This window comes from Agromyces sp. CCNWLW213, assembly GCF_037199545.1.
Taxonomy (GTDB): Bacteria; Actinomycetota; Actinomycetes; order Actinomycetales; family Microbacteriaceae; genus Agromyces.
Genome location: NZ_JBBBDX010000002.1, coordinates 508,081 through 531,275, shown reverse-complemented (window position 1 = coordinate 531,275; position 23,195 = coordinate 508,081). Strand labels below are relative to the sequence as shown.

Here is a 23,195-nt window from a genome sequence, read left to right as displayed (position 1 = left end):
CCGAGGATACGACCGGCCGCCGACGTCCGGCGGCTCAGGGCGTGCGCTCGACCGCGTTGACGCCGCGCACCATCCACTGCTCGGGGTTCGACAGCGGCTCGAAGCCGAACCGCTCGTACAGCCCGTGCGCGTCGCCCGTCGCGAGCGCGATGCGCTTGAGCCCGAGCGGGGCGAGGTCGGCGAGCACGAACTCCACGAGCCCGGCGCCGACGCCCCGGCCGCGCGCGTCGGGGTCGACGATGACGTCGCACAGCCACGCGAACGTCACGCCGTCCGTGACGATGCGCGCGTAGCCGAGCTGCTCGCCGGTCTCATCGTCGTACGCGCCGTAGTTCCGCGAACCGTCGATCGCGGCATCCTGCACCTCGCGCGGGCGGCCGAGCGCCCAGTACGCGTGCTCCGAGAGCCAGCGGTGGACGCGCGCGCGGTCGACGTCGGCGGGGTCTGACGAGAAGCGGATGCCACGAGCCATCCGCCGATTCTGCCAGCCCCGTCCCGCGCCGCCCGTCCCGCCCCGCGCCTCCGTCCACCGGCCGCCCCGGGCCCAGAACCCGTGCCCCGCGAGGGGGCGCGACACGCCGCGCGTGAGCGGAGGCGAACGGCGTGTTGCGCCCCTTCGTCAACGAGTTCACGCGGAAACCGGATCCCGGCCGGGGCCAGGCGACGCGGCATCCGCTCGGATCAGTGGTAGCGACCCGAGTAGGCGTTGAGCGCCGGCTGCCCGCCGAGGTGCGCGTAGAGCACGTTCGAGTCCCTCGGGATGTCGCCGCTCGACACGAGCTCGATGAGCCCCGCCATCGACTTGCCCTCGTACACCGGGTCCAGGATGACGCCCTCGAGGCGGCCGGTGAGGCGCATGGCCTCGTCGGTGGACTCGACGGGGATGCCGTAGCGGTCGCCCGCCCAGCCCTCGAGCACCGTGATCTCGTCGTCCCGGATGTCGCGCCCGAGGCCGATCGTCTCGGCGGTGCTGCGCGCGATGCGCGCGACCTGCTCGCGCGTCTCGTCGATCTTCGCCGACGCGTCGATGCCGATCACGCGGCGCGGCCGACCCCCGAAGTTCTGCTCGAGGTCGGCGAAGCCCGCGATCATGCCCGCGTGCGTGGATCCCGTCACCGAGCACACGACGACGGTGTCGAAGAACACGCCGAGCTCGGCCTCCTGCGCGGCGACCTCGTGCGCCCAGTTCGCGAACCCGAGCCCGCCGAGCGGGTGGTCGGACGCGCCCGCGGGGATCGGGTACGGCGTGCCGCCCTCGGCCTCGACGTCGGCGATCGCCTGCTTCCACGACTCTCGGAACCCGATGCTGAAGCCCGCGGGCGACAGGCGCACGTCGGCGCCCATGAGCCGCGACAGCATGATGTTGCCGACGCGGTCGTTCACCGAGTCGGGCCAGTCGACCCAGTGCTCCTGCACGAGCACGGCCTTCATGCCGAGGTGCGCGGCGACGGCCGCGACCTGGCGGGTGTGGTTCGACTGCACGCCGCCGATCGAGACGAGGGTGTCGGCGCCCTTCGCGAGCGCGTCGGGCACGAGGTACTCGAGCTTGCGGGTCTTGTTGCCGCCGAACGCGAGGCCGGAGTTCACGTCCTCGCGCTTCATCCAGACGCGGGCGCCGCCGAGGTGCGCGCTGAGGCGGTCGACCGGGTGGACCGGGCTCGGCCCGAACGTCAGCCGGTGGCGGGGGAGGTCGGCGAGGGCCATGGTGCTCCTTCTGGTGATGGGGTGGGGGCAGGGTCGGCCTCGTCGTCGGTCGCGATCGCCGCGTCGACGTCGCGCAGCGACGTCGGGCGATCGCCGGTCGCGCGTCGGGGCGGCGGCATGCAATATATTGCAGCGGATGCCGCGGCATCCGTCAACCCGGCGCAACTCCCGGGCCGGGGCTGCCGACGCCCGGGCGCACCCGGTGCGCCGTGCGAACGGGGGCGAGCCGAGCCCTTCCGGGGGTCGCGGGATGTCGGCGGGCGGGCGTACCGTGTGCCGCATCCGGAGCGTGGCAGCCGCTCGAACGGGCGCCGGCGCTCGACCCGATCCGACCTGGAGGGGATCATGGCGAACCTCGTCGTGCACTTCGAGATCCACGCGACCGAGCCGCAACGGCTCATCGACTTCTACTCCGAGCTCTTCGGGTGGCGGTTCACGCAGTACGGCGATACGCCGTACTGGACGATCGACACCGGCGAGGGCGCCATCGGCAACAGCGCCGGCACGGCGGGCATGGGCATCAACGGCGGGCTCACGCAGCGCGAGGGGCCGCGTCCGGAAGTCGGTGCGCCCGTGAACGGCTGCAACGTCGTGGTGGGTGTCGACGGCAGCGTCGACGACCTCATGCGCCGCGGGATCGAGCTCGGCGCGACCGAGGCCATGGCCGCCGCCGACATGGAGGGCATCGGCCGCGGCGGCTACCTCCACGACCCGGACGGCAACCTGTTCGGCATGCTCTCGCCCGTGCTCTCCGACGGGCGCACGATGATGATGTAGTACCGTACGGCGGGCGGTACCGCGGCGAGCGACCGGGCCGTCCGCGGGAGGAACGGTGGCGACCAGCGACGCGCACGGCGGAGCGCCGGCGGCATCCGTCGGCGGCCCCTCGGGCCCGGTCGAGGTCGGCGTCGTCACGCTGGCCGCGATCGTCGTCGGCTCGATGGTGGGCGCGGGCGTGTTCTCGCTGCCCAGCCGATTCGCCGAGCAGACGGGCGTCGTCGGTGCGCTCGTCGCGTGGGGCATCGCCGGGCTCGGCATGCTGACGCTCGCGATCGCCTTCCAACGCCTCGCGGTGCGGCGCCCGGACCTCGACGCGGGCGTCTACGCCTATGCGAAGGAGGGCTTCGGCGAGCTCCTCGGCTTCTTCTCGGCGTTCGGCTACTGGGCGAGCGCCTGCGTCGGCAACGTCACCTACTGGGTGCTCATCATGTCGACCATCGGCGCGGTCGTGCCCGCGCTCGGCGACGGCGACACGGTGCTCGCGATGGTGCTCTCGTCCCTCGGCCTGTGGGGCTTCTTCCTCCTGGTGCGCCGCGGCGTGCGCGAGGCGACCGCGCTGAACCGCATCGTCACGATCGCGAAGCTCGTGCCGATCGTCGTGTTCGTGCTGCTCGCGCTGTTCGCCTTCGACCCCGAGGTGTTCGCGGGCAACCTGCTCGCCGGAGGCGCGGCATCCGTCGGCGGCGCGACCCTGTTCGAGCAGGTGCAGGGCACGATGCTCGTGACCGTCTTCGTGTTCCTCGGCGTCGAGGGGGCGAGCGTGTACTCGCGGCACGCGAGGCGGCGAGCGGATGTCGGCCGGGCCACCGTGTCCGGGTTCCTCGCGGTGTTCGCGGTGTTCGCGTCCGTCACGATCGTCTCGTACGGCGTGCTGCCGGCGTCCGAGCTCGCCGCGCTCCGCCAGCCCTCGATGGCGGGCGTGCTCGAGGCTGCGGTGGGACCGTGGGGCGCCGTCCTCGTGAGCATCGGGCTCATCGTGTCGGTGCTCGGCGCCTACCTCGCCTGGACGCTCATGGCCGCCGAGGTCGTCTTCATGGCCGCGCGCGACGGCGACATGCCGCGGGGGTTCGCCCGGACGAACGATCGCGACGTGCCGGTCGGCGCGCTGCTCGCCTCGACCGTGTTCGCGCAGGCGATCCTCGTCGTGGCGTACTTCTCGTCCGACGCGTTCGACTTCGCGCTCGACATGACGAGCGCGCTGGCGCTCATCCCGTACCTGTTCGCGGCCGGGTTCATGCTGAAGCTCGCGATCGGCCGGCGCGGCGGTGCCGACCGTCGCGTGGGCGACATCCTCATCGGCGCGATCGCGACGGTCTACGTGGTGTTCCTGCTGCTCGGCGCCGGACTCACGTACGTGCTCGTGTCGTTCATCGTGCAGGCGCCCGCGACGATCCTGTTCGTGCTCGCCCGCCGCGAGCAGGGGCGGCGGATGCTGCGCCCGGGCGAGGCCGTGATCGTGGCGCTCGCGGTGGCGGCCGCGGCTACGGGGGTCGTCGGACTCGCCGCCGGGTGGATCGTGCTCTGACGCGCGAACGCGCGTCGCCTGACGCGGGTGCGGGTGCGAGGCCGGGGGCGCGCAACCCCGTGCGCGTGTCGGCGGGCGGTGCGAGGATGAGCGCGTGCTGCTCGAGGAGCTCGTCGCGACCGCCGAACGCGTCGCATCCACGCGGTCGCGCCTGGCCAAGGTCGACGCGCTCGCCGACGTCCTCGAGCGCCTCGAGCCCGACGAGATCGCCCCGGCGGTCGGGTTCCTGGTCGGCAAGGCGCGGCAGGGGCGGGTCGGCGTCGGCTGGCGCGGCCTCTCCGGCGCGATGGGCGACCCGGCGGATGCCGCGTCGTTGACGATCGGCGACCTCGACGCCGCGCTCGACGAGCTCGCCGCGGCATCCGGGGCCGGGTCGACCGCGGCGCGAGCCGGCACGTTGCGCGAGCTCGGCCGCCGCGCGACCGAGCGCGAGCAGGACTTCATCGCGCGCGTCCTGCTCGGCGAGATCCGCACGGGGGCGCTCGAGGGGGTCGTGTCCGACGCGATCGCGCGTGCGGCGGACCGTCCCGGCGAGGTCGTGCGACGGGCGGCCATGCTCTCGGGCGACCTCGGCGAGACCGCGCGTCTCGCCCTCGCCGGCGAGCCCGGCGAACTCGAGGCGGTCGGGCTCGTCGTCGGTCGACCCGTGCAGCCCATGCTCGCGGCATCCGCACCCACGGCGGCCGCGGCGATCGAGCAGGTCGGCGAGGCGTCCGTCGAGTACAAGCTCGACGGCGCGCGCATCCAGGTGCACCGCTCGGGCGACGAGGTGCGGGTGTTCACGCGCAACCTCGCCGACATCACCCACCGCGTGCCCGAGGTCGTCGAGGTGGCCCGCGCGCTTCCCGTCCGCGACGTGATCCTCGACGGCGAGACCCTCTCGCTCGACGAGGACGGCGGGCCCCGCCCCTTCCAGGACACGATGGCGCGGTTCGGCGCCGAGGTCGCGCGCGAGGTCGTGCTGCATCCGTGGTTCTTCGACGTGCTGCACGTCGACGGGCGCGACCTGCTCGACGAGCCGCTCTCCACGCGCCTCGGCGAGCTCGAGCGCATCGCCGGGCCGCACCGCATCCCGGGCGAGGTCACGGCCGACTCCGAGACGGCCGAGCGCGTGTCGCGTGAGGCGCTCGCGGCCGGGCACGAGGGCGTGCTCGTCAAGGGCGTCGACTCGCCGTACGCGGCGGGCCGTCGCGGCTCGAGCTGGGTCAAGGTGAAGCCGGTGCACACGTACGACCTCGTGGTGCTCGGCGTCGAGTGGGGGTCCGGCCGTCGCACGGGCCGGCTGTCCAACCTGCACCTCGGCGCGCTCGACCCGACCGGCGAGTTCGGCGACGCCGGCGGCTTCGTCATGGTCGGCAAGACGTTCAAGGGGCTGACCGACGAGCTGCTGCGGTGGCAGACCGAGCACTTCCCGAAGATCGAGACGCGGCGCACCGCCTCGACGGTCTTCGTCGAACCGACGACGGTCGTCGAGATCGCGATCGACGGAGTGCAGCGCTCGACCCGCTACCCGGGCGGCGTCGCCCTGAGGTTCGCGCGCGTCAAGCGCTACCGCGACGACAAGCCGGCCGCCGAGGCCGACACGATCCAGGCCCTGCGCGGGCTGCTGCGCGGCTGAACGAGGGGAGTCCACCATGGCCGGTCGCCCGGCACGCGTGCGGCAGCTGAGACTGGTGGTCGAGGCCGAGGACTTCGACGACGCACTGCGCGTCTACCGCGACGTGCTCGGCATGCCCGAGGCCGAGGCCTACAGCGGGCCGGACGGCGCGCAGGTCGTCATCCTCGACGCGGGCCGCGCGACGCTCGAGCTGTCGAACCCGGCGCAGGTCCGCTTCATCGACCGCGTCGAGACCGACGGCGGCCGCAGCGATCACCTCCGGGTCGCGCTCGAGGTCGACGACGCGTCCGCCGTCGCGGACGAGCTCGTCGAGGCGGGCGGGCGACTCGAGGCGTCGGCGCGCGAGACCCCGTGGCGCTCGGTGAACGCGCGGCTGCGCGGCCCCGCGGGCGTGCAGCTGACCATCTTCCAAGAACTCGACTGAGGCTCAGTCGGCCATCTGGATCCCCGTGACCGGCACGCCCGCGCGCTCGTAGACGAGCGCGATCGCCCCCTTCGGGAACACGATCGGCTGCTGCGCGAGCGTGAAGGCGGCGGGGACCGTTCCCGCACCGAAGAGCCGCTTCCCGGTGCCGAACGCGATGGGGTAGAGGTAGAGGTTGAGCCGGTCCACGAGGTCGGCCGCGAGCAGCGACCGCGCCAGGTCGCCGCTGCCGATCACGTGGATCTCGTCGAACCGGTCCTTGATGGCCGGCACCTCGGTCGCGACATCCGTCACGACCGTCGTGCCGGACCACGACGGATCGGCGAGCGTGCGCGACGCGACGAACTTGGGGACCTGCTCGAACTTCGCGCCGACCTGGGTGTCGAGGTGCCTCGGCCAGTAGTCGGCGAAGATGTCGTACGTCCGCCGGCCGAGCAGCAGCGCATCGAGCCGGTCGATGCCCGCGCCGATCACCGAGCCGGATTCGTCGTCGAGGTACGGTGCCTGCCATCCGCCGTACTCGAATCCGCCCTCGAGGTCCTCCTCCGGGCCGCCCGGCGCCTGGTAGACGCCGTCGAGCGTGATGAACAGGTCGACTGCGAGGATGCCCATGGGTGCTCCCTTCCGCGCCTCAATCTCGCGCGCCGCCGTCGAGGTGTCAATGCCTTGCGGATGCGCCGCCGCCGGGGTGGGGTGGACGGGTGGGCAGCGAGACGGGATGATCCGACGCCGCCGGCGGCACGACGACGAGACGGTCGACGTGCGGCTCGCCGGTGGCGTGGTGCGCGGCGTGCGGGAGCGCGGGCTGCTCGCCTGGCGCGGCATCCCGTACGCGGCCGCACCCGTCGGACCACTGCGGTTCGCCGCGCCCGTCGCGGCACCCGAGTGGGAGGGCGTCCGTCTCGCCGCCGACTTCGGGCCGGTCGCGCCGCAGTCCATCCGCAATCCGCTGGTCCACTCGGCGTCCGCGGCGATCCGCGCCGACGAGGACTGCCTGACCGTCAACGTGCACGCACCCGTGTGGAACGACGACGCCTCGACGCCGCTGCCGGTGATCGTGTTCCTGCACGGCGGCGGCTACAGCGTCGGCTCGTCCCGCGACTTCTCCGGGCAGGGCGAGGGGTTCGTGCGCGACGGGCGCGTCGTGTACGTGAGCTTCAACTACCGGCTCGGGCCCCTCGGCTACCTCGACTTCACCCGCTACTCGACGCCGGAGCGCGCCTTCGAGAGCAACCTGGGGCTCCGCGACCAGGTGGCGCTGCTGCGGTGGGTGCGGGAGAACATCGACGCGTTCGGCGGCGATCCCGACAACGTGACCGTGTTCGGCGCGTCAGCGGGCGGGAACGCCGTGACCACGCTCATGGCCACCCCGTCGGCGCGCGGGCTCTTCGCCCGGGCGATCGCCCAGAGCCCGCCGCCGAACGCCGTCTACGCGCCCGCGCTGACCGCCCGGTGGGCGGCGGAGTTCGTCGGCATCCTCCGCGGCGTCGTGGGCGCGCACGAGCGGCGCGACGGCGGTCGGGGGCCGGATGGCGCAGCTCGGCACCGGACGCCGCAGGAGCTGCTCGGCTCGGCCGCGCCGATCGACCTCGTCGCCGCGTGCGCCATCCTGCAGGTGCGCACCCCCGACGCCGACCCGGGCACGTTCTGCCTCGCGCCCGTGGTGGACGGGGAGCTCCTGCCGCGGCATCCCATGCGGGCGTTCCGCGACGGCACCGCCCACCGGGTCCCGCTCATCATCGGCACGAACGACCGCGAGGGCACCATCTTCCGCGGCCGGGTCGACATCCTGCCGCGCACGCCCGCGCGGATCGCGGCGCTGTTCGCCCGGGCGCCCGCCGGCGCGCGAGCCGGCATGCGCGCCGCCTACCCGGGCCTGCCCGCGCGCCGGCCCGCCGCCGACTTCGGAGGCGACTTCGGCTTCTGGTTCCCCAGCACGAGGGTCGCGGACTTCCACTCGCGGTACGCCCCCGCCTGGTCCTACCGCTTCGACGTGGCGCCGCGGCTGCTCGAGGTCCTCGGCCTCGATGCGACGCACGGCGTGGAGATGTTCGCGCTCTTCGACCGGACCGACCTCGCCCTCGCGCGCGTGATGACCGCGCTGGGCGGCACCGAGTCGTACGTCGCGGCCGGCGAGCGGATGCGAGGGATGTGGGTGCGCTTCGCCGGGGGCTCCGCACCGGACGGCGCGTGGCCCCGGTACGACGAGCGCCGCCGCGCGACGCTCGTGATCGACGTCGAGGATCGCATCGACACCGACCCGCGCCGCGAGCGGCGACGGGCCTGGACCCGCTTCCTCCCCGCGCTCGCGGGGTGAGCCGGCGCGACGCCGGTCGGGCCGGCACGCGCGGTCCCGACCGGCGAGCCCCTCGCGGCATCCGCCCAGACGCCCCCGCCTAGGCTGGAACCCATGCGCCTCGCCCTCATCCGCCACGGACAGACCGACTGGAACCTGAACGGGCTCATGCAGGGCCGGACCGACATCCCGCTGAACGGCACCGGTCGGGCGCAGGCCGAGGCCGCCGCCGCGATGCTCGACCGCGGCGACTGGGACGTCGTCGTGAGCTCGACCCTCGGCCGCGCGCGCGAGACGGCCGAGATCCTCGCGCGGGGGCTCGGCCTCCGGGTGGCGGGCGCGTACGACGACCTCGTCGAGCAGGACTTCGGCGCCGCCGAGGGCACGCTCGTCGCCGAGATCGACGCGCGCTGGCCGGGCCGCGCGTTCCCCGGCAAGGAGCCCGACGAGGCCGTGGGGCCCCGCGGCATCCGGGCCCTCGACCGCATCGCGGCCGAGCACCACGGCGCGCGCGTGCTCGCGGTCGCGCACGGCACGCTCATCCGCCACGTGCTGGCGGAGCTCAGCGGGCACGACGCCCGGCACTACCCGCGGCTCGACAACCTCGCCGTCTCCGAGGTGCGGCGAGCGGATGCCGCGTGGCAGGTCGTGACCGTCGCCGGCACGCCGTTCGCCGAGGTGCGCGAGGCGCTCGACGCCGCCTCCGACCTCGTGCGCCTCGCCGGCTGACGCGCGGTCGGCGCATGCGACGCGCTGGGGCTTCCCGGCCCTCGGCCGCCCGCGCGGACGTACAATCCGAAAATGGAGGCACCGGGAAGCACCACCCTGGTCGTCGTCGGCGAGGAGGCGACGACCGCGATCACGTCCCTCGCAGGCCTGCCGAACGTCGAGGCCGCGACGTTCGCCGCCATGACCGAGGCCACCGACGCCGAGGTCGTCACCTGGACGAACACGTCGCACGCCCCGTACGTCGTGCACGACCGTGATCCGCTCGGGCACGTCGCATCCGCGTGGGTCGAGTTCTACGACGAGCGGTCGACGCTCGGCGTGCTGCAGCTCGAGATCGAGCAGCTCGTGGAGGCCGTCGACCGGCACGAGATCCGCGTGCCCGACTACTACGTCGTCGTCGAGCCCGAGTCCATCCGCGGCACCTGGCTGCACTGGTGGCTCGGCGTGCTCGCGTCGGCGTCCCCCAGTCGGGTCATCCCGTGGGCGCCGGGCGACGCCTCGCTCGCCGCCGTCATCCGCGGCCTGCCGACGGCTCGCGCCTGGCCGGACGTGCACGAGTGGCTGCCGAGGGTCGTGACGGCCGTGCCCGACCGCGTGGGCCTCGGACCGGCCTAGCCTCGGGCGGGGCCGGCGGCCGCGCGGGCGTAGCGCTCCGACAGGGTGCGCAGCAGCGGCACGAGCTCCGCGGGCGACTCGACGGTGAAGTCCATGCCCAGCATGCCGATGTAGGCGCCGATGGTGTCGAGCGAGTCGGCGCCGGTCACGAGCACCGACTCGCGGTGGGACACGGCCTCCACCACGCCGACGGCCGGATTGATCCGGGCGAGCACGTCCTCGGCGGGGGCCGCGATGCGCAGGCGGGCGTGGACGTTCCACCCGCTCGCGGCGATCGCGCGCATGGCGAAGGCGGTGTAGTCGCCGCCCGGCAGCGGCGTCGGCGCGAACCGGCGCCGGGTCGGCATGCGCGGTTCGATCCGGTCGGCGCGGAAGACGCCCCACTCGCCCGTCTCGGGTTCGCGTCCGACGAGGTACCACCGGCGCTGCCAGCTGAGCAGCCGGTACGGCTCGACGAGGCGCGGGACGCCGCGGTCGAGGAAGCGCAACCACTCGACGTCCCGGATGGCGGCGGCGATCGCGGCGAGCACGGCGTGGTCGACCTCCGGGTCGGGTGCGTCGGTCCCGGTGTTCTCGGGAGCGCGGTCGACGACGGCGCCGATCGCGGCGACCGTCGCGCGCAGACGCGGGGGGAGGACCTGCTCGAGCTTGGCCAGCGCGCGGGCGCTCGACTCCTCGACCCCCGCGATGCCCGTGGCCGCGCGGAGGCCGACCGACACCGCGACCGCCTCCTCGTCGTCGAGCAGGAGGGGCGGCAGCTTGGCCCCGGCGCCCAGCCGGTATCCGCCCGCCGCGCCCCGGGTCGCCTCGACGGGGTAGTCGAGGGCGCGCAGTCGCTCGATGTCGTTGCGGATGGTGCGGCCGGACACCCCGAGGCGCCGGGCGAGCTCGCTGCCGCTCCACTCGGGGCGGGACTGGAGCAGGGAGAGCAGCGAGAGCATTCGCGCGGCGGTGTCGGACATGGGCCGATCATCTCCTTTCATTAGGAATTGAACGTGCCTGATTCGACCGTAGCGTCGGGGACATGACGAACACCACCGCTTCCACCGACATCCGCCCCTTCGCCGTCGAGGTCGACCAGGCCGACCTCGACGACCTCATGGAACGCCTCGCCCGCACGCGGCTGCCGCAGCCGGCCCCGGGCGATGACTGGAGCTACGGGACCCCGAACGCCTACCTGCGCGACGCGGTCGAGCAGTGGCGCACCTCGTACGACTGGCGCGCCGAGGAGGCCCGCATCAACGCCGTGCCGCACTTCACGACCGAGGTCGACGGGCAGCCGATCCACTTCATCCACGTGCGCTCGCCGCACGCCGCCGCGACCCCGCTCATCCTCGCCCACACCTACCCGGGCTCGTCGATCGACTACCTGGACCTGATCGACGAGCTCGTCGACCCCGTCGCCCACGGCGGCCGCGCCGAGGACGCCTTCGACGTCGTGATCCCGGATGCGCCCGGGTACGGCTTCTCGAACCCCGTCGCCGAGCCGGGATGGACGACCGCACGCGTCGCGCGAGCCTACGACGAGCTCATGCGCCGCCTCGGCTACACCGAGTACGGGATCCACGGCTCGGACAACGGCGCGATGGTCGCCCGCGAGCTGGGCCTGCTGAACCCGGACGGCTTCCTCGGCCTGCACGTGCTGCAGCTCTTCTCGTTCCCCTCGGGCGACCCGGCCGAGTTCGAGCGCCTCGAGCCGCAGGACTACGCGGGACTCGAGCACATGCAGTGGTTCCAGTCGGTCGGCGGCTACAACACCATGAATGCCAGCCGGCCGCAGACCGTCGCCGCCGCCCTCAGCGACTCGCCTGTCGGCCTGCTCGCCTACAGCGAGCTGTTCGAGTCCTTCGGGAACGGGACCTCCCGGGTGCCGCTCGAGCGCATCCTCACCGAGGTCAGCGTCAACTGGTTCGCCAACGCGGCGGCGGGCATGAGCCGCAGCTACCTCGAGAACGCGCGCGCGGACGCCGAGCCGCGGGTCAACACCGCACCGACCGGCGTGGCCGTCTTCGCCGACGACTTCCAGACGATCCGGGTGTTCGCCGAGCGCGACAACTCGGACATCGTGCACTGGAGCCGGTTCGAGCAGGGCGGGCACTACGCGGCCCTCGAGGTGCCCGAGGCGGTGGCCGGCGACATCCGGGCCTTCTTCGCGACGCTCCGCGGTTGAACCCGTCGCGCACGGACGGCCCGCGGCGCCCTCAGGCGGCGCCGCGGGTCGTCGGCGCGAGGTCGAGCGCCTGATCGCGCAGGAGCGCGAGGCCGTGCTCGATCGCCCCCATCGGCACGCACTCGTCGCCGAGGCGCGAGGACCGGAGGTCGGGCGCCGCGGGATCGTCGCTCTCGCGGAGGATCGCCGCCGCGCGGTCGATGACGACCGGCATCGCGGTCGCGGCGGAACCGCTCACGACGATCCGCTCGACGTCGAGGAGGTCGCCGAGCACCAGGCAGATCCGGGCGAGGCGTTCTGCGAGGCGATCGACGATCGCGGATGCCGCGGGGTCGCCGGCGACCGCCGCGCTCGCGACGTCGGACTCGGTGACCCGGACCGGATCGAGCCGGGCGAGGCGGCTCTCCGGGGGGAGTCCGTCGCGGATGGCGTCGACCGCCCACCGTCGGGCGAGCAGCGCGAGGCCGTCGGCCGAACCGACGCCCTCGACGTGGTCGAGGAACCGCAGCTCGCCCGCCCCGCCCCGGCGTCCGCGCACGAGCCGGCGGTCGATCATGAGCCCGGCTCCCATGCCCTCGCCGACGATGAGGGCGATGAACGAGTCGGCGTCGCGGCCGCCGCCCTCGGGCGCCGACGCCTCGGCGATCGCGGCGAGGTTGGCGTCGTTCTCGATGGCGACGATCGGAGCAGTGCCGGCGAACTCGTCGGCGTAGCCGGGGTTCGTGAGGCTCCAGAACGGATCCTCGGCGGGGGAGGCGCCCATCGCGTCGACCGGGGCCGGAACGGCGATCGTCAGGGCGAGGAGGTCCCCTTCGCCGGCGCTGGCGGCCGCGAGCGCGTCATGCAGCACGCCGGCGGCGAGCTCGCGTCGCTGACCGGCGTCGGCCAGCCGCTCGACGTCCTCGGGGGCCGCCGCCGGGATCGCTGCCGCGGACCGGCCGAGCACGGTACCCCTCAGGTCCGCGACGGTCGCGGAGACGTGGTCGTAACCCGCATCGATCGCGGCCACGAGGGCGGCGCGCTCGCGCAGTGCGTAGCGACGGGCGGGGCGGCCCTTCGTATAGGCGCCGAAGGCGCGCGCATCGTCCAGCTCGATGAGCCATCCCTGCCGCACGAGTTCGTCGCACACGCCGATCACGGTCGAGCGGGTGAGGCCGGTCGCCGCCATGGCGTCGGTCGCGGTGAACGCCTCGCGCCGCCACGCCTGCTCGAGCAGCCGCCGCGCATTGAGCCGGCGGAGGACCTGCGGCGACGACGCCGCACCCGCTTCGTCCACCTCTTGACACCTTCCCTCGTCCTCGGCCATTATTTACGACACGCAGTAAATCTACATCCTAAATCTACTTGTCGACGTCGACACCTCGGGGTGCCGCGTCGGCGGACCGGACCGGAGGAGACGACGACGTGCCCCACGGAACCACCACCCCGCACCCGGGCCCCGGCCGGCGCCGGGCACGAGCCGCGTTCGCGGCCGGCGTCGTCGTGGTCGCGGCGGTCTCCATGTCGGGATGCGCGAGCGTCTCCGGCGGCGGCCCGGCCGAGATCACCTTCCACATGTCCAAGCCCGAGGCGATCCCGTACTTCCGCGACCTCGTCGAACGGTTCAACGACGAGCAGGACGAGGTCGACGTGACACTCGACACCGCCTCGAACCTCTCCGCCGGGTTCCTGCGCGGCAACCCGCCCGACGTCGGGCTCCTGAACTACAACATGGAGATGGCGCGGTTCATGGAGCGAGGAGCGCTCTCCGACCTCTCCGACATGCCCGAGGCCGAGCGCATCCGCCCCGACGTGCAGGACCTCGTGGACCAGTACGCCACCTATCCCGGCCGCACCAGCGTGCTGCCGTACTCGGTCGCCGCGGCATCCGTCATCTACAACGTGCGCATGTTCGAGGAGAACGGCCTCGAGGTCCCCACGACCTGGGACGAGTTCGTCGAGGTGTGCGAGACGCTCCAGGCGGCCGGGATCACGCCGATCTACAGCACCTACAAGGACCCGTGGACCGTCGGGCAGGGGCTCTTCGACTACACGGTCGGCGGCAGCATCGACGTCGCGGAGTTCTACGAGCAGATGAACGAGCTCGGCACCGAGGTCGGGCCCGACTCGCCGGTGTCGTTCCAGGAGACCCTCGCGGAACCGGTCGACCGCATGCTCGAGATCGCCGCGTACTCGCAGGACGGCGCCGCGAGCCGCGGCTACGGGGACGGCAACGTGGCGTTCGCGAACGAAGAGGCGGCCATGTACTTCCAGGGGCCGTGGGCGTTCGGGGAGATCGAGAAGACGAACCCCGACCTCGAACTCGCCACCTTCCCGCTGCCGGTGACCGACGACCCGGAAGACCTCAAGGTGCGCGTCAACCTCGACCTCGCGCTCTGGGTGCCGGAGACGGGCACCGACAAGGAGGCCGCCCGGACATTCGTGTCGTACCTCATGCAGAAGGACGTCATGGACGACTACAACACCGCCTACCTCGGCTTCGGCACCACGACCGACGCCGCTCCCGTGACCGACGAGCGCATCATCGGCATGCAGGAGTACTACGACGGGGGGAAGTTCTACCAGGGTCCCTCGCGCGCCATCCCACTCACCATCCCGACCGACAACTACATCCAGGGCATGGTCACCGGCGGGGACCCGCAGGCGATCCTGGCCACGATGGACGCGGACTGGGCCCGGCTCGCGCTGCGCGGCTGACCCGGCGAACCGAGAGGACTCCGACATGACGACGCCGATCACGCCGGCCGCCGCGGCGGCAGGCTCACTCGTCGACGAGGCCGAGCACGGCCGCGCCGACCACCCGGCCGGTGCCCGGCACGACCGGAAGGGCCGGTCCCGCGTCGACCCGATCTACTACTGGTTCCTCGTGCCGACGCTCGTGCTGTTCACGCTGGCGATCACCGTCCCCGCGGTGCTCGGCATCTTCTACTCGTTCACGAACTTCATCGGGTTCGGCGAGTTCCAGTTCATCGGGCTCACCAACTACATCGCGGTGTTCTCGGACCCCGCGATCCTCTCGAGCTACGGCTTCACCTTCGGGTTCGCGATCGTCACCGTGCTGCTCGTGAACGTCATCGCGTTCCTGCTCGCGGTCGGGCTCACCTCGCGCATCAGGCTGAAGGCCCCGCTTCGGGCGGTCTTCGTGATCCCCATGGTGATCTCGGGCATCATCATCGCCTACGTCTTCAACTTCCTCTTCTCCAACTCGGTGCCGCAGCTCGGCACCTCGCTCGGAATCCCGTGGCTGTCGCAGTCGATCCTCGCCGATCCCGACCTGGCGTGGCTCGCGATCGTCGTCGTGGCCGCGTGGCAGTCGATCCCGGCGACGCTGCTGATCTACATCGCGGGACTGCTCTCGATCCCCGGGGAGGTGTACGAGGCCGCCGACATCGACGGGGCGAGCGCCGTACGACGCCTCTGGTCGGTCACGCTCCCGCTCGTCGCCGGCTACGTCGTCATCAACGTGATCATCGGCTTCAAGAACTACCTGAACGTCTACGACGTCATCGTCGGCCTCACCAACGGCGGGCCCGGGACGGCGACGCGCAGCATCGCGATGACGATCTTCACCGGCTTCACGGGCGGCGACTACGCCTACCAGATGGCCAACGCCACGATCTTCTTCATCATCGCCGTGACGATCTCCGTGCTCCAGCTCCGACTCACCCGCGGAAAGGCGGCGATCTCATGACCCAGGCACCCGCGCAGCGCAGGCCCGCTGCCGCCACCGCGACGCCCACGCTCGACGAGGCGACCGCCCCGGCAGCCCGCCGCCGCCGTGGCCGCGTCGGTCAGGAGCGCACCAACTGGGCGACCATGGTCATCCTGTTCCTCTGCGCCCTGACGGTCCTCCTGCCGCTCTACGTCACGGTCACCATGTCGATGAAGTCGACGTCGCAGGCCGTCGACGGCAACGCGTTCTCGCTGCCCAGCCCGTTCGACTTCTCGGGGTTCGCCCAGGCCTGGGAGCTCACGAACTTCCCCGTCGCCTTCACGATCTCGCTGCTCGTCACCGCGGGCACGGTGGTGGGCACGGTGATCCTCGCCGCGCTCGCCTCGTACGCCATCGTGCGCAACTGGGAGCACCGCTTCTTCCGTTGGTCGTTCTTCTACCTGCTCGCGGCGATGTTCCTGCCGTTCCCGGTCGTGGCCCTGCCGCAGATCCAGCTCACGGGCCTCACCGGGCTCGCGAACCCGGTGGGCGTCACCATCCTGCACATCATGTTCCAGCTGTCGTTCAGCATCCTGCTCTTCACGGCCTTCCTCCGCTCGATCCCGCTCGAGCTCGAGGAGAGCGCCCGGATCGACGGGGCCACGACGTGGCAGACGTTCCGCCAGCTGATCTTCCCCCTGCTGGCGCCGATGAGCGCGACCGTCGCGATCTTCGCCTTCCTGGCCTCGTGGAACGACTTCATGATGCCGTCGCTCATCATCGCCGACTCCGCGCAGCAGACGCTGCCGGTGGTGCAGTCGATCTTCCAGACCCAGTTCAGCAACAACTACAACGTGTCGTTCGCGTCGTACCTGATGGCGATGGCGCCCGCGATCATCGTCTACCTGTTCACCCAGCGGTGGGTCATGGAGGGCGTCACGCAGGGCGCGGTGAAGGGCTGATGACCGACGTGCTCACCCGATCCGCGGCCGATCGCGCGCTCGAACAGGCCGACTGGTGGCGTCAGGCCGTGGTGTACCAGGTGTACCCGCGCAGCTTCGCCGACACGGACGGCGACGGCATCGGCGACCTCCGCGGCATCCGATCGCGCGTGCCCTACCTGCGTGGCCTGGGGGTCGACGCGGTCTGGCTCAGCCCGTTCTACCCGTCGGCGCTCGCCGACGGCGGGTACGACGTCGACGACTACCGCGACGTCGACCCGCGGCTCGGCACGCTCGCCGACTTCGACGACCTCGTCGCCTCCCTCCACGAGGCCGGCATCCGCGTGGTCGTCGACATCGTCCCGAACCATACCTCCGACCGGCACGAGTGGTTCCGCGAGGCGCTCGCATCGCCGCGCGGGTCGGCCGCGCGCCACCGGTACGTGTTCCGTGACGGCCTGGGGCCGGACGGCGCGCTGCCGCCCTCGGACTGGACGAGCATCTTCGGCGGGTCGGCCTGGGAGCCGGTGGGCGACGGCCAGTGGTACCTGCACGTCTTCGCGCGGGAGCAGCCCGACCTCAACTGGGACGACCGGGAGGTGCGCGACGACTTCCTCACGACGCTCCGCTTCTGGTCGGACCGGGGCGTCGACGGCTTCCGCATCGACGTCGCGCACGGCCTCGCCAAGCGGCTCGACGACGAGCTGCCCGACCAGGCGACGCTCGACGCCCTGCCGCGCGACGGCGCCCACCCGTTGTGGGATCGCGACGAGGTGCACGACATCTACGCCGACTGGCGGCGGGCGTTCGACGAGTACTCGCCGCCGCGCACCGCGGTTGCGGAGGCGTGGGTCGCATCCCACCGCCGACCTCGCTACGCGAGCATCGAGGGGCTCGGGCAGTCGTTCAACTTCGACCTGCTCGCGGCGCCGTTCGAGGCCGGCGCGTTCCGGCGGGTCGTCGCTGCGAACCTCGCGCTCGCCGCGCAGTCGGGCTCGTCGACGACCTGGGTCCTCTCGAACCACGACGTGGTGCGCCACGCGACGCGGTACGGACTGCCCGAGCCCGCCGCGGCCGAGAAGCACGGCGGGGCCTGGCTGCTCGCCGGAGGCCCCGAAGCGCAGCTCGATCGGGAGCGGGGCCTGCGACGTGCGCGGGCCGCGAGCCTGTTCATGCTCGCCCTGCCCGGCTCGGCCTACCTGTACCAGGGCGAGGAGCTCGGACTCCACGAGGTCGCCGACATCCCGCCGGCCGAGCGCCAGGACCCGTCCTTCCTCCGAAATCCCGGTGTCGACCCCGGCCGTGACGGATGCCGCGTGCCGCTGCCGTGGGCGGCGGACGGCCCGTCGTTCGGCTTCGGCCCCGGCGGCTCGCACCTGCCGCAGCCCGACTGGTTCCGGGAGCACGCCGCGGAGGCGCAGGAGCGCGAGCCCGGCTCGACCCTCTCGCTCTACCGCCGGGCGATCGCGCTGCGGCACGACCTGCAGGGTCCCGAGGAGCTCGAGTGGCTGGACGACGGCGAGGCCGACGTCGTGCGCTTCCGGCGGCCCGGCGGCTGCGAGGTCGCGATCAACTTCGGCACGGAGCCGGCTCGACTGCCTCCGGGCGAGGTCCTCGTCGCGAGCGGGCCGCTCGTCGACGGGCGCCTGCCGGGCGAGACGGCGGTGTGGCTGCGCCGTTGACCGACCCGCGGGGGCCCCGGCCGGTGCGAACCCCGGGACCCGCGCGGCCGCAGCCCGACGCCGCGGCTCGGCCGGCTCGGCCGCGTCAGCCGTGCACGCGCAGGTCGACCCAGACCAGCCGGTGGTCGCTCGACGGGAACGGGAAGACGCCGGTGAGCGCCGACAGCGGGTCGGCCTGCACCGGCCAGAACACCCCCGCGTCCTCCACGCGCAGGTCGCGCGAGGGCAGCACGTAGTCGGCGCGCAGGTTGCCCGGCGTGCCGTCGGCGAAGTCGGCGGTGTCGTACGCCGGGTCGGATCGGTGCACGAGGTTCGCCCCGCCCTGCTGCAGCGTCGCCTCGACCGCGCCGGCCGAGGTCGGCAGCGGGTCGGTGATCCGCGGGTGCTCGGTGAGCTGCTGGATCGCGCCGGGGATCGAGTCGCCGTCGAGCGGGTCGGAGTTCTGGTCGCCGAGGATCACGAACGACGACCCCGGCTTCAGCCCGCCGGTACCGCCCTCGTCGTCGGAGATGTAGCGCGATGCCGTGCCGGGCGTGACGTAGTCGGCCCAGAACCGGATCTCGTCGTGGTTGCGGGTGCCGTTGCGGTCCTCGGCCGTGTCGAAGACCGGAGGAGTCGGGTGCGAGACGAGCACGTGCACCGTGCGGCCGGCGACATCGACGGGAACGTCCCAGTGCGACTTGCTCGAGAGCCGGAACACGTCGAGCTCCTCGGGCGAGTACCAGTCGGCCGGCTCCGGCGTGCTGGGGTCGTCGGGCAGCAGCGCCCCCGGCATGTCCTTCCACAGGAAGTGCTGGAAGGTGCGGACCTCGTCCTCGAGGATCGGGTGCTTCGACAGCACCGCCATGCCGTACTGGCCCGGGAAGAACCCGAACCCGAACGCGTCGTCGGGTCCGCCGACCACGCCGTCGTCGTTGAGGTCGAACCCACTCGGCACGCCCGTGTTCGACGGGGCGACGTACGCGTACGGATACTCCACCGGGTCGGCGCCGCCCTGCGAGACCTCGAGGTAGTTCTCGCGGAACAGGTCGGCGGCGAGGCCCTCCTCGTCGTAGTCGAACTCGTTGAGCAGCACGATGTCGGGATCGGTCCGCTGGATGATCTCGGCGACCGTCTTCGCCTGGACGTTCGTTCCCGTCGAGAGGTCGGAGACGAGCTGCCCGGCGACGTTCCGGTTGAGCGACAGGTTGAACGTCGCGACGCGGATCGACTCCGTTCCGGCGCCCTCCGGCGGGGCGGCCTGGGCCGGGGCGGCGAGCAGGCCGGCGGACGCGACGGCGACGATGCCGGCGGCCGCGACGGCGGTGCGGATGCGAGGTCTCGTGGACATGGGGCTCCTTCACTCCGGGATGGGCACCACGGTAGGCCCCATGGGTGTCGCGCGGAAGAACCCTGCGCGAACGAGCAGGTCCGCCCGACCACGGGGCGACGGCGCTTGACGCCTGCGCGGCGCCGTGGTCGCATGGCCGGGTGGATGCCGCGCGGCCCGAGCTGATCTCCGACGACGCGCTCGACGACCTCGAGCGCGAGGCGATCGGCCGGATCCGCGGGCGCGTGCTCGAGATCGGCGCCGGCGAGGGCGAGAACTTCGGGGCGTTCCACCATGAGGTCGAGTGGATCGGCCTCGAGCCCGACGCGGGCCGCCGCGCCGAGCTCGCGACGCGGGCGCGCGGGTGGGGCCACCGGAGCGACGTCCTCGACGCGGTCGCCGAGCGCATCCCGCTGCCGGACGCGTCGGTGGACGCCGTGGTCGGCACCTACGTGCTGTGCTCGGTCGACGACCAGGCCGCGGCGCTCGCCGAGGTGCGCCGCGTGCTGCGCCCGGGCGGCCGGGTCGTGTTCGTCGACCACGTCGTCGCGCCGCCGCGCACCCTGAAGCGCGCGGTGCAGCGGGCGGTCACGCCCTTCAGCGCGCGGTTCTGCCACAACTGCCACTGGGATCGCGACACGGGCCGCGCGCTCGCCGACGCCGGGTTCGCCGGCGACGAGGTCCGGCTCGTGCGCGTCCCGTCCTTCCCGCTCGGCCCGACCAGGGTGCTCCTGTTCCGGGGCCACGCGACGGAGGCCGCGGACGGGGACGGCGCGTGACCGCGGTGCCGCGCATCGTGGTGCTGACCGGCGCCGGCATCTCCGCGGAGTCCGGCGTGCCGACGTTCCGCGACGCCGACGGACTGTGGGAGGGGCACCGCGTCGAGGACGTCGCCACGCCCGAGGCGTTCGAGCGCGACCCGGCCACGGTGCAGCGGTTCTACGATGCGCGTCGCCGCGCCGCGGCATCCGTCGCCCCGAACCCGGCGCACCATGCGCTCGCGCGCCTCGAGGGCGAACTCGGCGACGACCTGCTCGTAATCACGCAGAACGTCGACGACCTGCACGAACGCGCCGGCTCGTCGCGCGTGCTGCACCTGCACGGCGAACTGCGGCGGGCTCGATGCCTGGCCTGCGGGGCGCGCTCGGAGGTCCAGGCCGACCTCCTCGACGGGCCGCCGTGCCCCGCGTGCGGCGAGCGGATGCTGCGCCCCGACGTGGTTTGGTTCGGCGAGATGCCCTACGGGCTCGCCGAGATCGACGGCGCCCTCGTGGGGTGCGAGCGGTTCGCGGCGATCGGGACGTCGGGCTCCGTCCACCCCGCAGCCGGCTTCGTCCTCACCGCGGCCGCGTTCGGGGCGGCGACCCTCGAGCTCAACCTGGCGACGAGCGAGATCACCGAGTTCTTCGACGAGACCCGGCTCGGCCCCGCGAGCGTCCTCGTGCCGGGCTGGGTCGACGAGGTCCTCGGCGCCCCGTGAACGGGCGGATGCCGCAGGCCGCTCGTCTCGGCCCGCGGCACCCGCGGTCTCCGGCCGGCGCCGGGGCATGTGGACGGGCTCCCGGTCCGATCCCCCGAAGGGACCGGGAGCCCCTCACCACCTACTTCCGCCCGGAGGCCGTGATCGGATGCACCCTTGCGGAGATTCTCCGACGATCGGCTCCGTCAGCGCTCGGAGAGCATCCTGCGGGCGAGCATCGTGGCGCCCGCGACGGCGGCGGGCATGGTCGCGATCGCGCCGAGGGGGATGAGGAAGCACAGCTGCGTCGCGATGCCGAAGCCGAGCAGGCGCCAGCGGTGGCGGCGGTAGAGGACGCGCCGGTCGGCGAAGGTGAGCCCGCGCGAGTCGAGCGCACGCGCCGAGAGTTCGCGCGCGAGGATCCGGCCGGTGAGCACGGCGCCCAGCACCGCCGCGAGCACTCCGCCGATGACGGGCACGAAGCCGGCGCCCGCGACCGCCGCCGCGGACACGAGGCCCTGCAGCAGCAGGACGAGCCCGCCGCGCACGCCGCTCCAGAACCCGGGCCCCTCCGCGGGCACGTCCCCGCCGAGGTGGGACTCGACCGCCTTCCAGATCCGCTCGTAGAAGGGGTCGCCCACGACGAGCGTCAGCGCGGTGAACGTCACGAACGCCAGGACCGCCGCGCCGGCGAACACGACGACGGCGACCAGCGCGCGGAAGGCGTCGCGCCAGAACCCGTCCCATCCGTCCGCGAAGGGCGTCGCCCAGTCGACCAGCCCCGGCAGGCCGATGCCGAGCGCGACGAGGCCCCACACCAGCCCGACGAACACGATCGCCGCCGGCACGAGCCCGACGAGCATGACACCCGGGTCGACCCGCCAGAACCCGAAGCCGCGCAGCAGGGTGCGTGCTCCGTCGGCGAGATCGCTCAGCATCGGGCCAGCATAGGCGGGGCCGGGCGGTCGCGGCGGTGCGACGCGGTGTTGCGGCCGCGACACGCGCTCCCAGCCGACGGCGATATCGTCGGAGGCATCCGTCACCACCCGCAGCGTGACGCGAACCCGCCGTGAAGGATCCCGCCCGGAAGATGACCGTGACCCAGACGAAGCCCTCCCGCGCCGCCGAGTGGTGGCGTTCGCAACGCACGCGGGTGCTGTGGGGCGCCGCGATCTCCGTGCTGGTCCTCGCCGTGGTCGTCGTGATCGCGCGCCTGCTGCGCGGCGTGCCGGCCGTCGAGGCCTTCGTCGCGGACTATCCCGGGATCGTGCCGCCGCCCGAGGGCGCCCCGGTGGGCATCCCCGCGTGGCTCGGGTGGCAGCACTTCCTGAACGCGTTCTTCCTGGTGCTGCTCGTCAAGACCGGGCTCGAGCTGCGCTCGAAGCGACGGCCGCCGGGCTTCTGGACGCGCGACAACACCCGCTGGCCCCGGACCGCCCGGCCGCCGCGGCGCCTCGGCATCTGGCTGTGGTTCCACCTGTGGCTCGACGCGCTGTGGGCCCTCACCGGCGTCAGCTACGTCGTGCTCCTCTTCGCCACCGGGCAGTGGGTCCGCATCGTCCCCACCGACTGGGCGGTCGTGCCGAACGCGCTCTCGGCGGCGCTGCAGTACGCGTCGCTCGACTGGCCCACCGAGGACTCGTGGGTGGTCTACAACGCGCTGCAGCAGCTCGCCTACTTCGCGGTCGTGTTCATCGCGTCGCCGCTCGCGATCCTCACGGGCCTCCGGCTCTCGTCGGTGTGGCCCGTCGAGGGCCGCCTCGCGGCGGCGTCGGGGGAGCGGATGGCGCGCGCCGTGCACTACCCCGTCATGCTGTTCTTCCTCGCGTTCACCTTCGTGCACGTGGTCCTGGTCCTCACGACCGGGGCGCTCCGCAAGCTCAACCAGATGTACACCGCGCGCGACACCGACGACTGGCTCGGGTTCGCCGTCTTCGCGCTGTCGGTCGTGGTCATGGTCGTCGCCTGGCTCGTCGCCACGCCGCCGCTGCTCAAGCGGATCGCCGCGACCTCGGGCCGCGTCCAGGGCTGACCGGGGCGCGGCGGCTAGGCTCGCCGGATGGCCCGCACCCTCTGGATCGTCCTCGGCGTCATCGTCTCCGTCGCCATCGCCTGGTTCGTCGTCGACCTCGTCTTCAGCGTGCTCTGGTTCGTGATCAAGCTCGCGATCGTCGCGGTGGTCGCGGTCGTGGTGTTCTTCGCGCTGCGCTCGTGGCTGCGCCGTGCCGGGGAACGCCGGGCGGTCGAGCGCTGATCGGGCGCCCCGATCGGCGCGGCCCGACGCCGGCCGG

General features: G+C 72.9%; 23 protein-coding genes. 16 read left to right on the top strand and 7 right to left on the bottom strand.

Translation table 11 applies throughout. The annotated features are described in order from the left end of the window. Nucleotides 1-34 precede the first annotated feature (34 nt). Nucleotides 35-472, bottom strand: coding sequence for a GNAT family N-acetyltransferase (locus tag WBQ80_RS06760; RefSeq protein WP_336570454.1), 438 nt, complete (start codon nucleotides 470-472; stop codon nucleotides 35-37). A 209-nt stretch (nucleotides 473-681) separates the two neighbouring features. Next, a complete protein-coding gene (locus WBQ80_RS06755) occupies nucleotides 682-1,704 on the bottom strand; it encodes a 1-aminocyclopropane-1-carboxylate deaminase (RefSeq protein WP_336570453.1) in 1,023 nt (340 codons plus the stop codon). 345 nt (nucleotides 1,705-2,049) lie between these two features. Between WBQ80_RS06755 and WBQ80_RS06750 the strand changes: the two genes are divergently transcribed. From WBQ80_RS06750 to WBQ80_RS06735, 4 genes are all read left to right on the top strand, one after another. Beyond that, a complete protein-coding gene (locus tag WBQ80_RS06750; RefSeq protein WP_336570452.1) occupies nucleotides 2,050-2,481 on the top strand; it encodes a VOC family protein in 432 nt (143 codons plus the stop codon). Nucleotides 2,482-2,536: 55 nt separating this feature from the next. Then, nucleotides 2,537-4,009 carry a basic amino acid/polyamine antiporter gene (locus WBQ80_RS06745; RefSeq protein WP_336570451.1) on the top strand — a complete coding sequence of 491 codons (1,473 nt, stop codon included), beginning with the start codon at nucleotides 2,537-2,539 and terminating at the stop codon, nucleotides 4,007-4,009. A gap of 94 nt (nucleotides 4,010-4,103) precedes the next feature. Next, nucleotides 4,104-5,627 (top strand): ATP-dependent DNA ligase, encoded by a 1,524-nt coding sequence (locus WBQ80_RS06740; RefSeq protein WP_336570450.1) that lies wholly within the window; start codon nucleotides 4,104-4,106, stop codon nucleotides 5,625-5,627. 16 nt (nucleotides 5,628-5,643) lie between these two features. Next, nucleotides 5,644-6,051: a VOC family protein gene (locus tag WBQ80_RS06735; RefSeq protein WP_336570449.1), complete on the top strand. Its 408-nt coding sequence runs from the start codon at nucleotides 5,644-5,646 to the stop codon at nucleotides 6,049-6,051. A gap of 3 nt (nucleotides 6,052-6,054) precedes the next feature. Here the strand turns inward: WBQ80_RS06735 and WBQ80_RS06730 are convergent, their stop codons facing one another. Then, a complete protein-coding gene (locus WBQ80_RS06730) occupies nucleotides 6,055-6,663 on the bottom strand; it encodes a dihydrofolate reductase family protein (protein ID WP_336570448.1) in 609 nt (202 codons plus the stop codon). Nucleotides 6,664-6,769: 106 nt separating this feature from the next. On the opposite strand from WBQ80_RS06730, the gene WBQ80_RS06725 reads away from it, so the two are divergent. From WBQ80_RS06725 to WBQ80_RS06715, 3 genes are all read left to right on the top strand, one after another. Beyond that, nucleotides 6,770-8,368 carry a carboxylesterase/lipase family protein gene (locus WBQ80_RS06725; protein WP_336570447.1) on the top strand — a complete coding sequence of 533 codons (1,599 nt, stop codon included), beginning with the start codon at nucleotides 6,770-6,772 and terminating at the stop codon, nucleotides 8,366-8,368. A 93-nt stretch (nucleotides 8,369-8,461) separates the two neighbouring features. Further along, a complete protein-coding gene (locus WBQ80_RS06720; protein ID WP_336570446.1) occupies nucleotides 8,462-9,076 on the top strand; it encodes a histidine phosphatase family protein in 615 nt (204 codons plus the stop codon). Nucleotides 9,077-9,148: 72 nt separating this feature from the next. Further along, a complete protein-coding gene (locus WBQ80_RS06715) occupies nucleotides 9,149-9,691 on the top strand; it encodes a hypothetical protein (RefSeq protein WP_336570445.1) in 543 nt (180 codons plus the stop codon). Here WBQ80_RS06715 and WBQ80_RS06710 read toward each other — a convergent pair. Beyond that, nucleotides 9,688-10,653, bottom strand: a complete 966-nt coding sequence (locus tag WBQ80_RS06710; protein ID WP_336570444.1) for a helix-turn-helix transcriptional regulator — start codon at nucleotides 10,651-10,653, stop codon at nucleotides 9,688-9,690. The genes WBQ80_RS06715 and WBQ80_RS06710 overlap by 4 nt on opposite strands. Nucleotides 10,654-10,715: 62 nt before the next feature. On the opposite strand from WBQ80_RS06710, the gene WBQ80_RS06705 reads away from it, so the two are divergent. Then, nucleotides 10,716-11,861: an epoxide hydrolase family protein gene (locus tag WBQ80_RS06705; RefSeq protein WP_336570443.1), complete on the top strand. Its 1,146-nt coding sequence runs from the start codon at nucleotides 10,716-10,718 to the stop codon at nucleotides 11,859-11,861. A gap of 31 nt (nucleotides 11,862-11,892) precedes the next feature. Here WBQ80_RS06705 and WBQ80_RS06700 read toward each other — a convergent pair whose 3' ends face one another. Then, a complete protein-coding gene (locus WBQ80_RS06700) occupies nucleotides 11,893-13,137 on the bottom strand; it encodes an ROK family protein (protein WP_336570442.1) in 1,245 nt (414 codons plus the stop codon). 128 nt (nucleotides 13,138-13,265) lie between these two features. Between WBQ80_RS06700 and WBQ80_RS06695 the strand changes: the two genes are divergently transcribed. Genes WBQ80_RS06695 through WBQ80_RS06680 form a run of 4 tightly spaced genes read left to right on the top strand, consistent with a single transcriptional unit; the run spans nucleotide 13,266 to nucleotide 18,136 of the window. Continuing rightward, complete coding sequence (locus tag WBQ80_RS06695; RefSeq protein ID WP_336570441.1) at nucleotides 13,266-14,558, top strand: ABC transporter substrate-binding protein; 1,293 nt, start codon at nucleotides 13,266-13,268, stop codon at nucleotides 14,556-14,558. Between the two features lie 25 nt (nucleotides 14,559-14,583). Further along, nucleotides 14,584-15,552, top strand: a complete 969-nt coding sequence (locus WBQ80_RS06690; RefSeq protein ID WP_336570440.1) for a carbohydrate ABC transporter permease — start codon at nucleotides 14,584-14,586, stop codon at nucleotides 15,550-15,552. After that, complete coding sequence (locus WBQ80_RS06685) at nucleotides 15,549-16,475, top strand: carbohydrate ABC transporter permease (protein ID WP_336570439.1); 927 nt, start codon at nucleotides 15,549-15,551, stop codon at nucleotides 16,473-16,475. The genes WBQ80_RS06690 and WBQ80_RS06685 overlap by 4 nt, the downstream gene beginning before the upstream one ends. Next, nucleotides 16,475-18,136, top strand: a complete 1,662-nt coding sequence (locus tag WBQ80_RS06680; RefSeq protein ID WP_336570438.1) for a glycoside hydrolase family 13 protein — start codon at nucleotides 16,475-16,477, stop codon at nucleotides 18,134-18,136. The genes WBQ80_RS06685 and WBQ80_RS06680 overlap by 1 nt, the downstream gene beginning before the upstream one ends. Before the next feature lie 85 nt (nucleotides 18,137-18,221). On the opposite strand, the gene WBQ80_RS06675 is transcribed toward WBQ80_RS06680, so the two are convergent. After that, nucleotides 18,222-19,466: an endonuclease/exonuclease/phosphatase family protein gene (locus WBQ80_RS06675; protein ID WP_336570437.1), complete on the bottom strand. Its 1,245-nt coding sequence runs from the start codon at nucleotides 19,464-19,466 to the stop codon at nucleotides 18,222-18,224. Nucleotides 19,467-19,606: 140 nt separating this feature from the next. On the opposite strand from WBQ80_RS06675, the gene WBQ80_RS06670 reads away from it, so the two are divergent. Then, on the top strand, nucleotides 19,607-20,224 hold the full coding sequence (locus tag WBQ80_RS06670; RefSeq protein WP_336570436.1) for a class I SAM-dependent methyltransferase: 618 nt from the start codon (nucleotides 19,607-19,609) through the stop codon (nucleotides 20,222-20,224). Beyond that, nucleotides 20,221-20,925, top strand: a complete 705-nt coding sequence (locus tag WBQ80_RS06665; RefSeq protein WP_336570435.1) for an NAD-dependent deacylase — start codon at nucleotides 20,221-20,223, stop codon at nucleotides 20,923-20,925. Before WBQ80_RS06670 ends, WBQ80_RS06665 begins: the two co-directional genes overlap by 4 nt. Nucleotides 20,926-21,110: 185 nt before the next feature. On the opposite strand, the gene WBQ80_RS06660 is transcribed toward WBQ80_RS06665, so the two are convergent. Then, the gene (locus WBQ80_RS06660) at nucleotides 21,111-21,842 is read right to left on the bottom strand and encodes an EI24 domain-containing protein (RefSeq protein WP_336570434.1); all 732 of its coding nucleotides are present in this window, start codon (nucleotides 21,840-21,842) and stop codon (nucleotides 21,111-21,113) included. A gap of 152 nt (nucleotides 21,843-21,994) precedes the next feature. Between WBQ80_RS06660 and WBQ80_RS06655 the strand changes: the two genes are divergently transcribed. Together WBQ80_RS06655 and WBQ80_RS06650 are read left to right on the top strand one after the other, a co-directional pair. Further along, the gene (locus WBQ80_RS06655) at nucleotides 21,995-22,936 is read left to right on the top strand and encodes a cytochrome b/b6 domain-containing protein (protein ID WP_336570433.1); all 942 of its coding nucleotides are present in this window, start codon (nucleotides 21,995-21,997) and stop codon (nucleotides 22,934-22,936) included. A 27-nt stretch (nucleotides 22,937-22,963) separates the two neighbouring features. Beyond that, a complete protein-coding gene (locus WBQ80_RS06650) occupies nucleotides 22,964-23,158 on the top strand; it encodes a hypothetical protein (RefSeq protein WP_336570432.1) in 195 nt (64 codons plus the stop codon). Nucleotides 23,159-23,195: the final 37 nt, after the last annotated feature.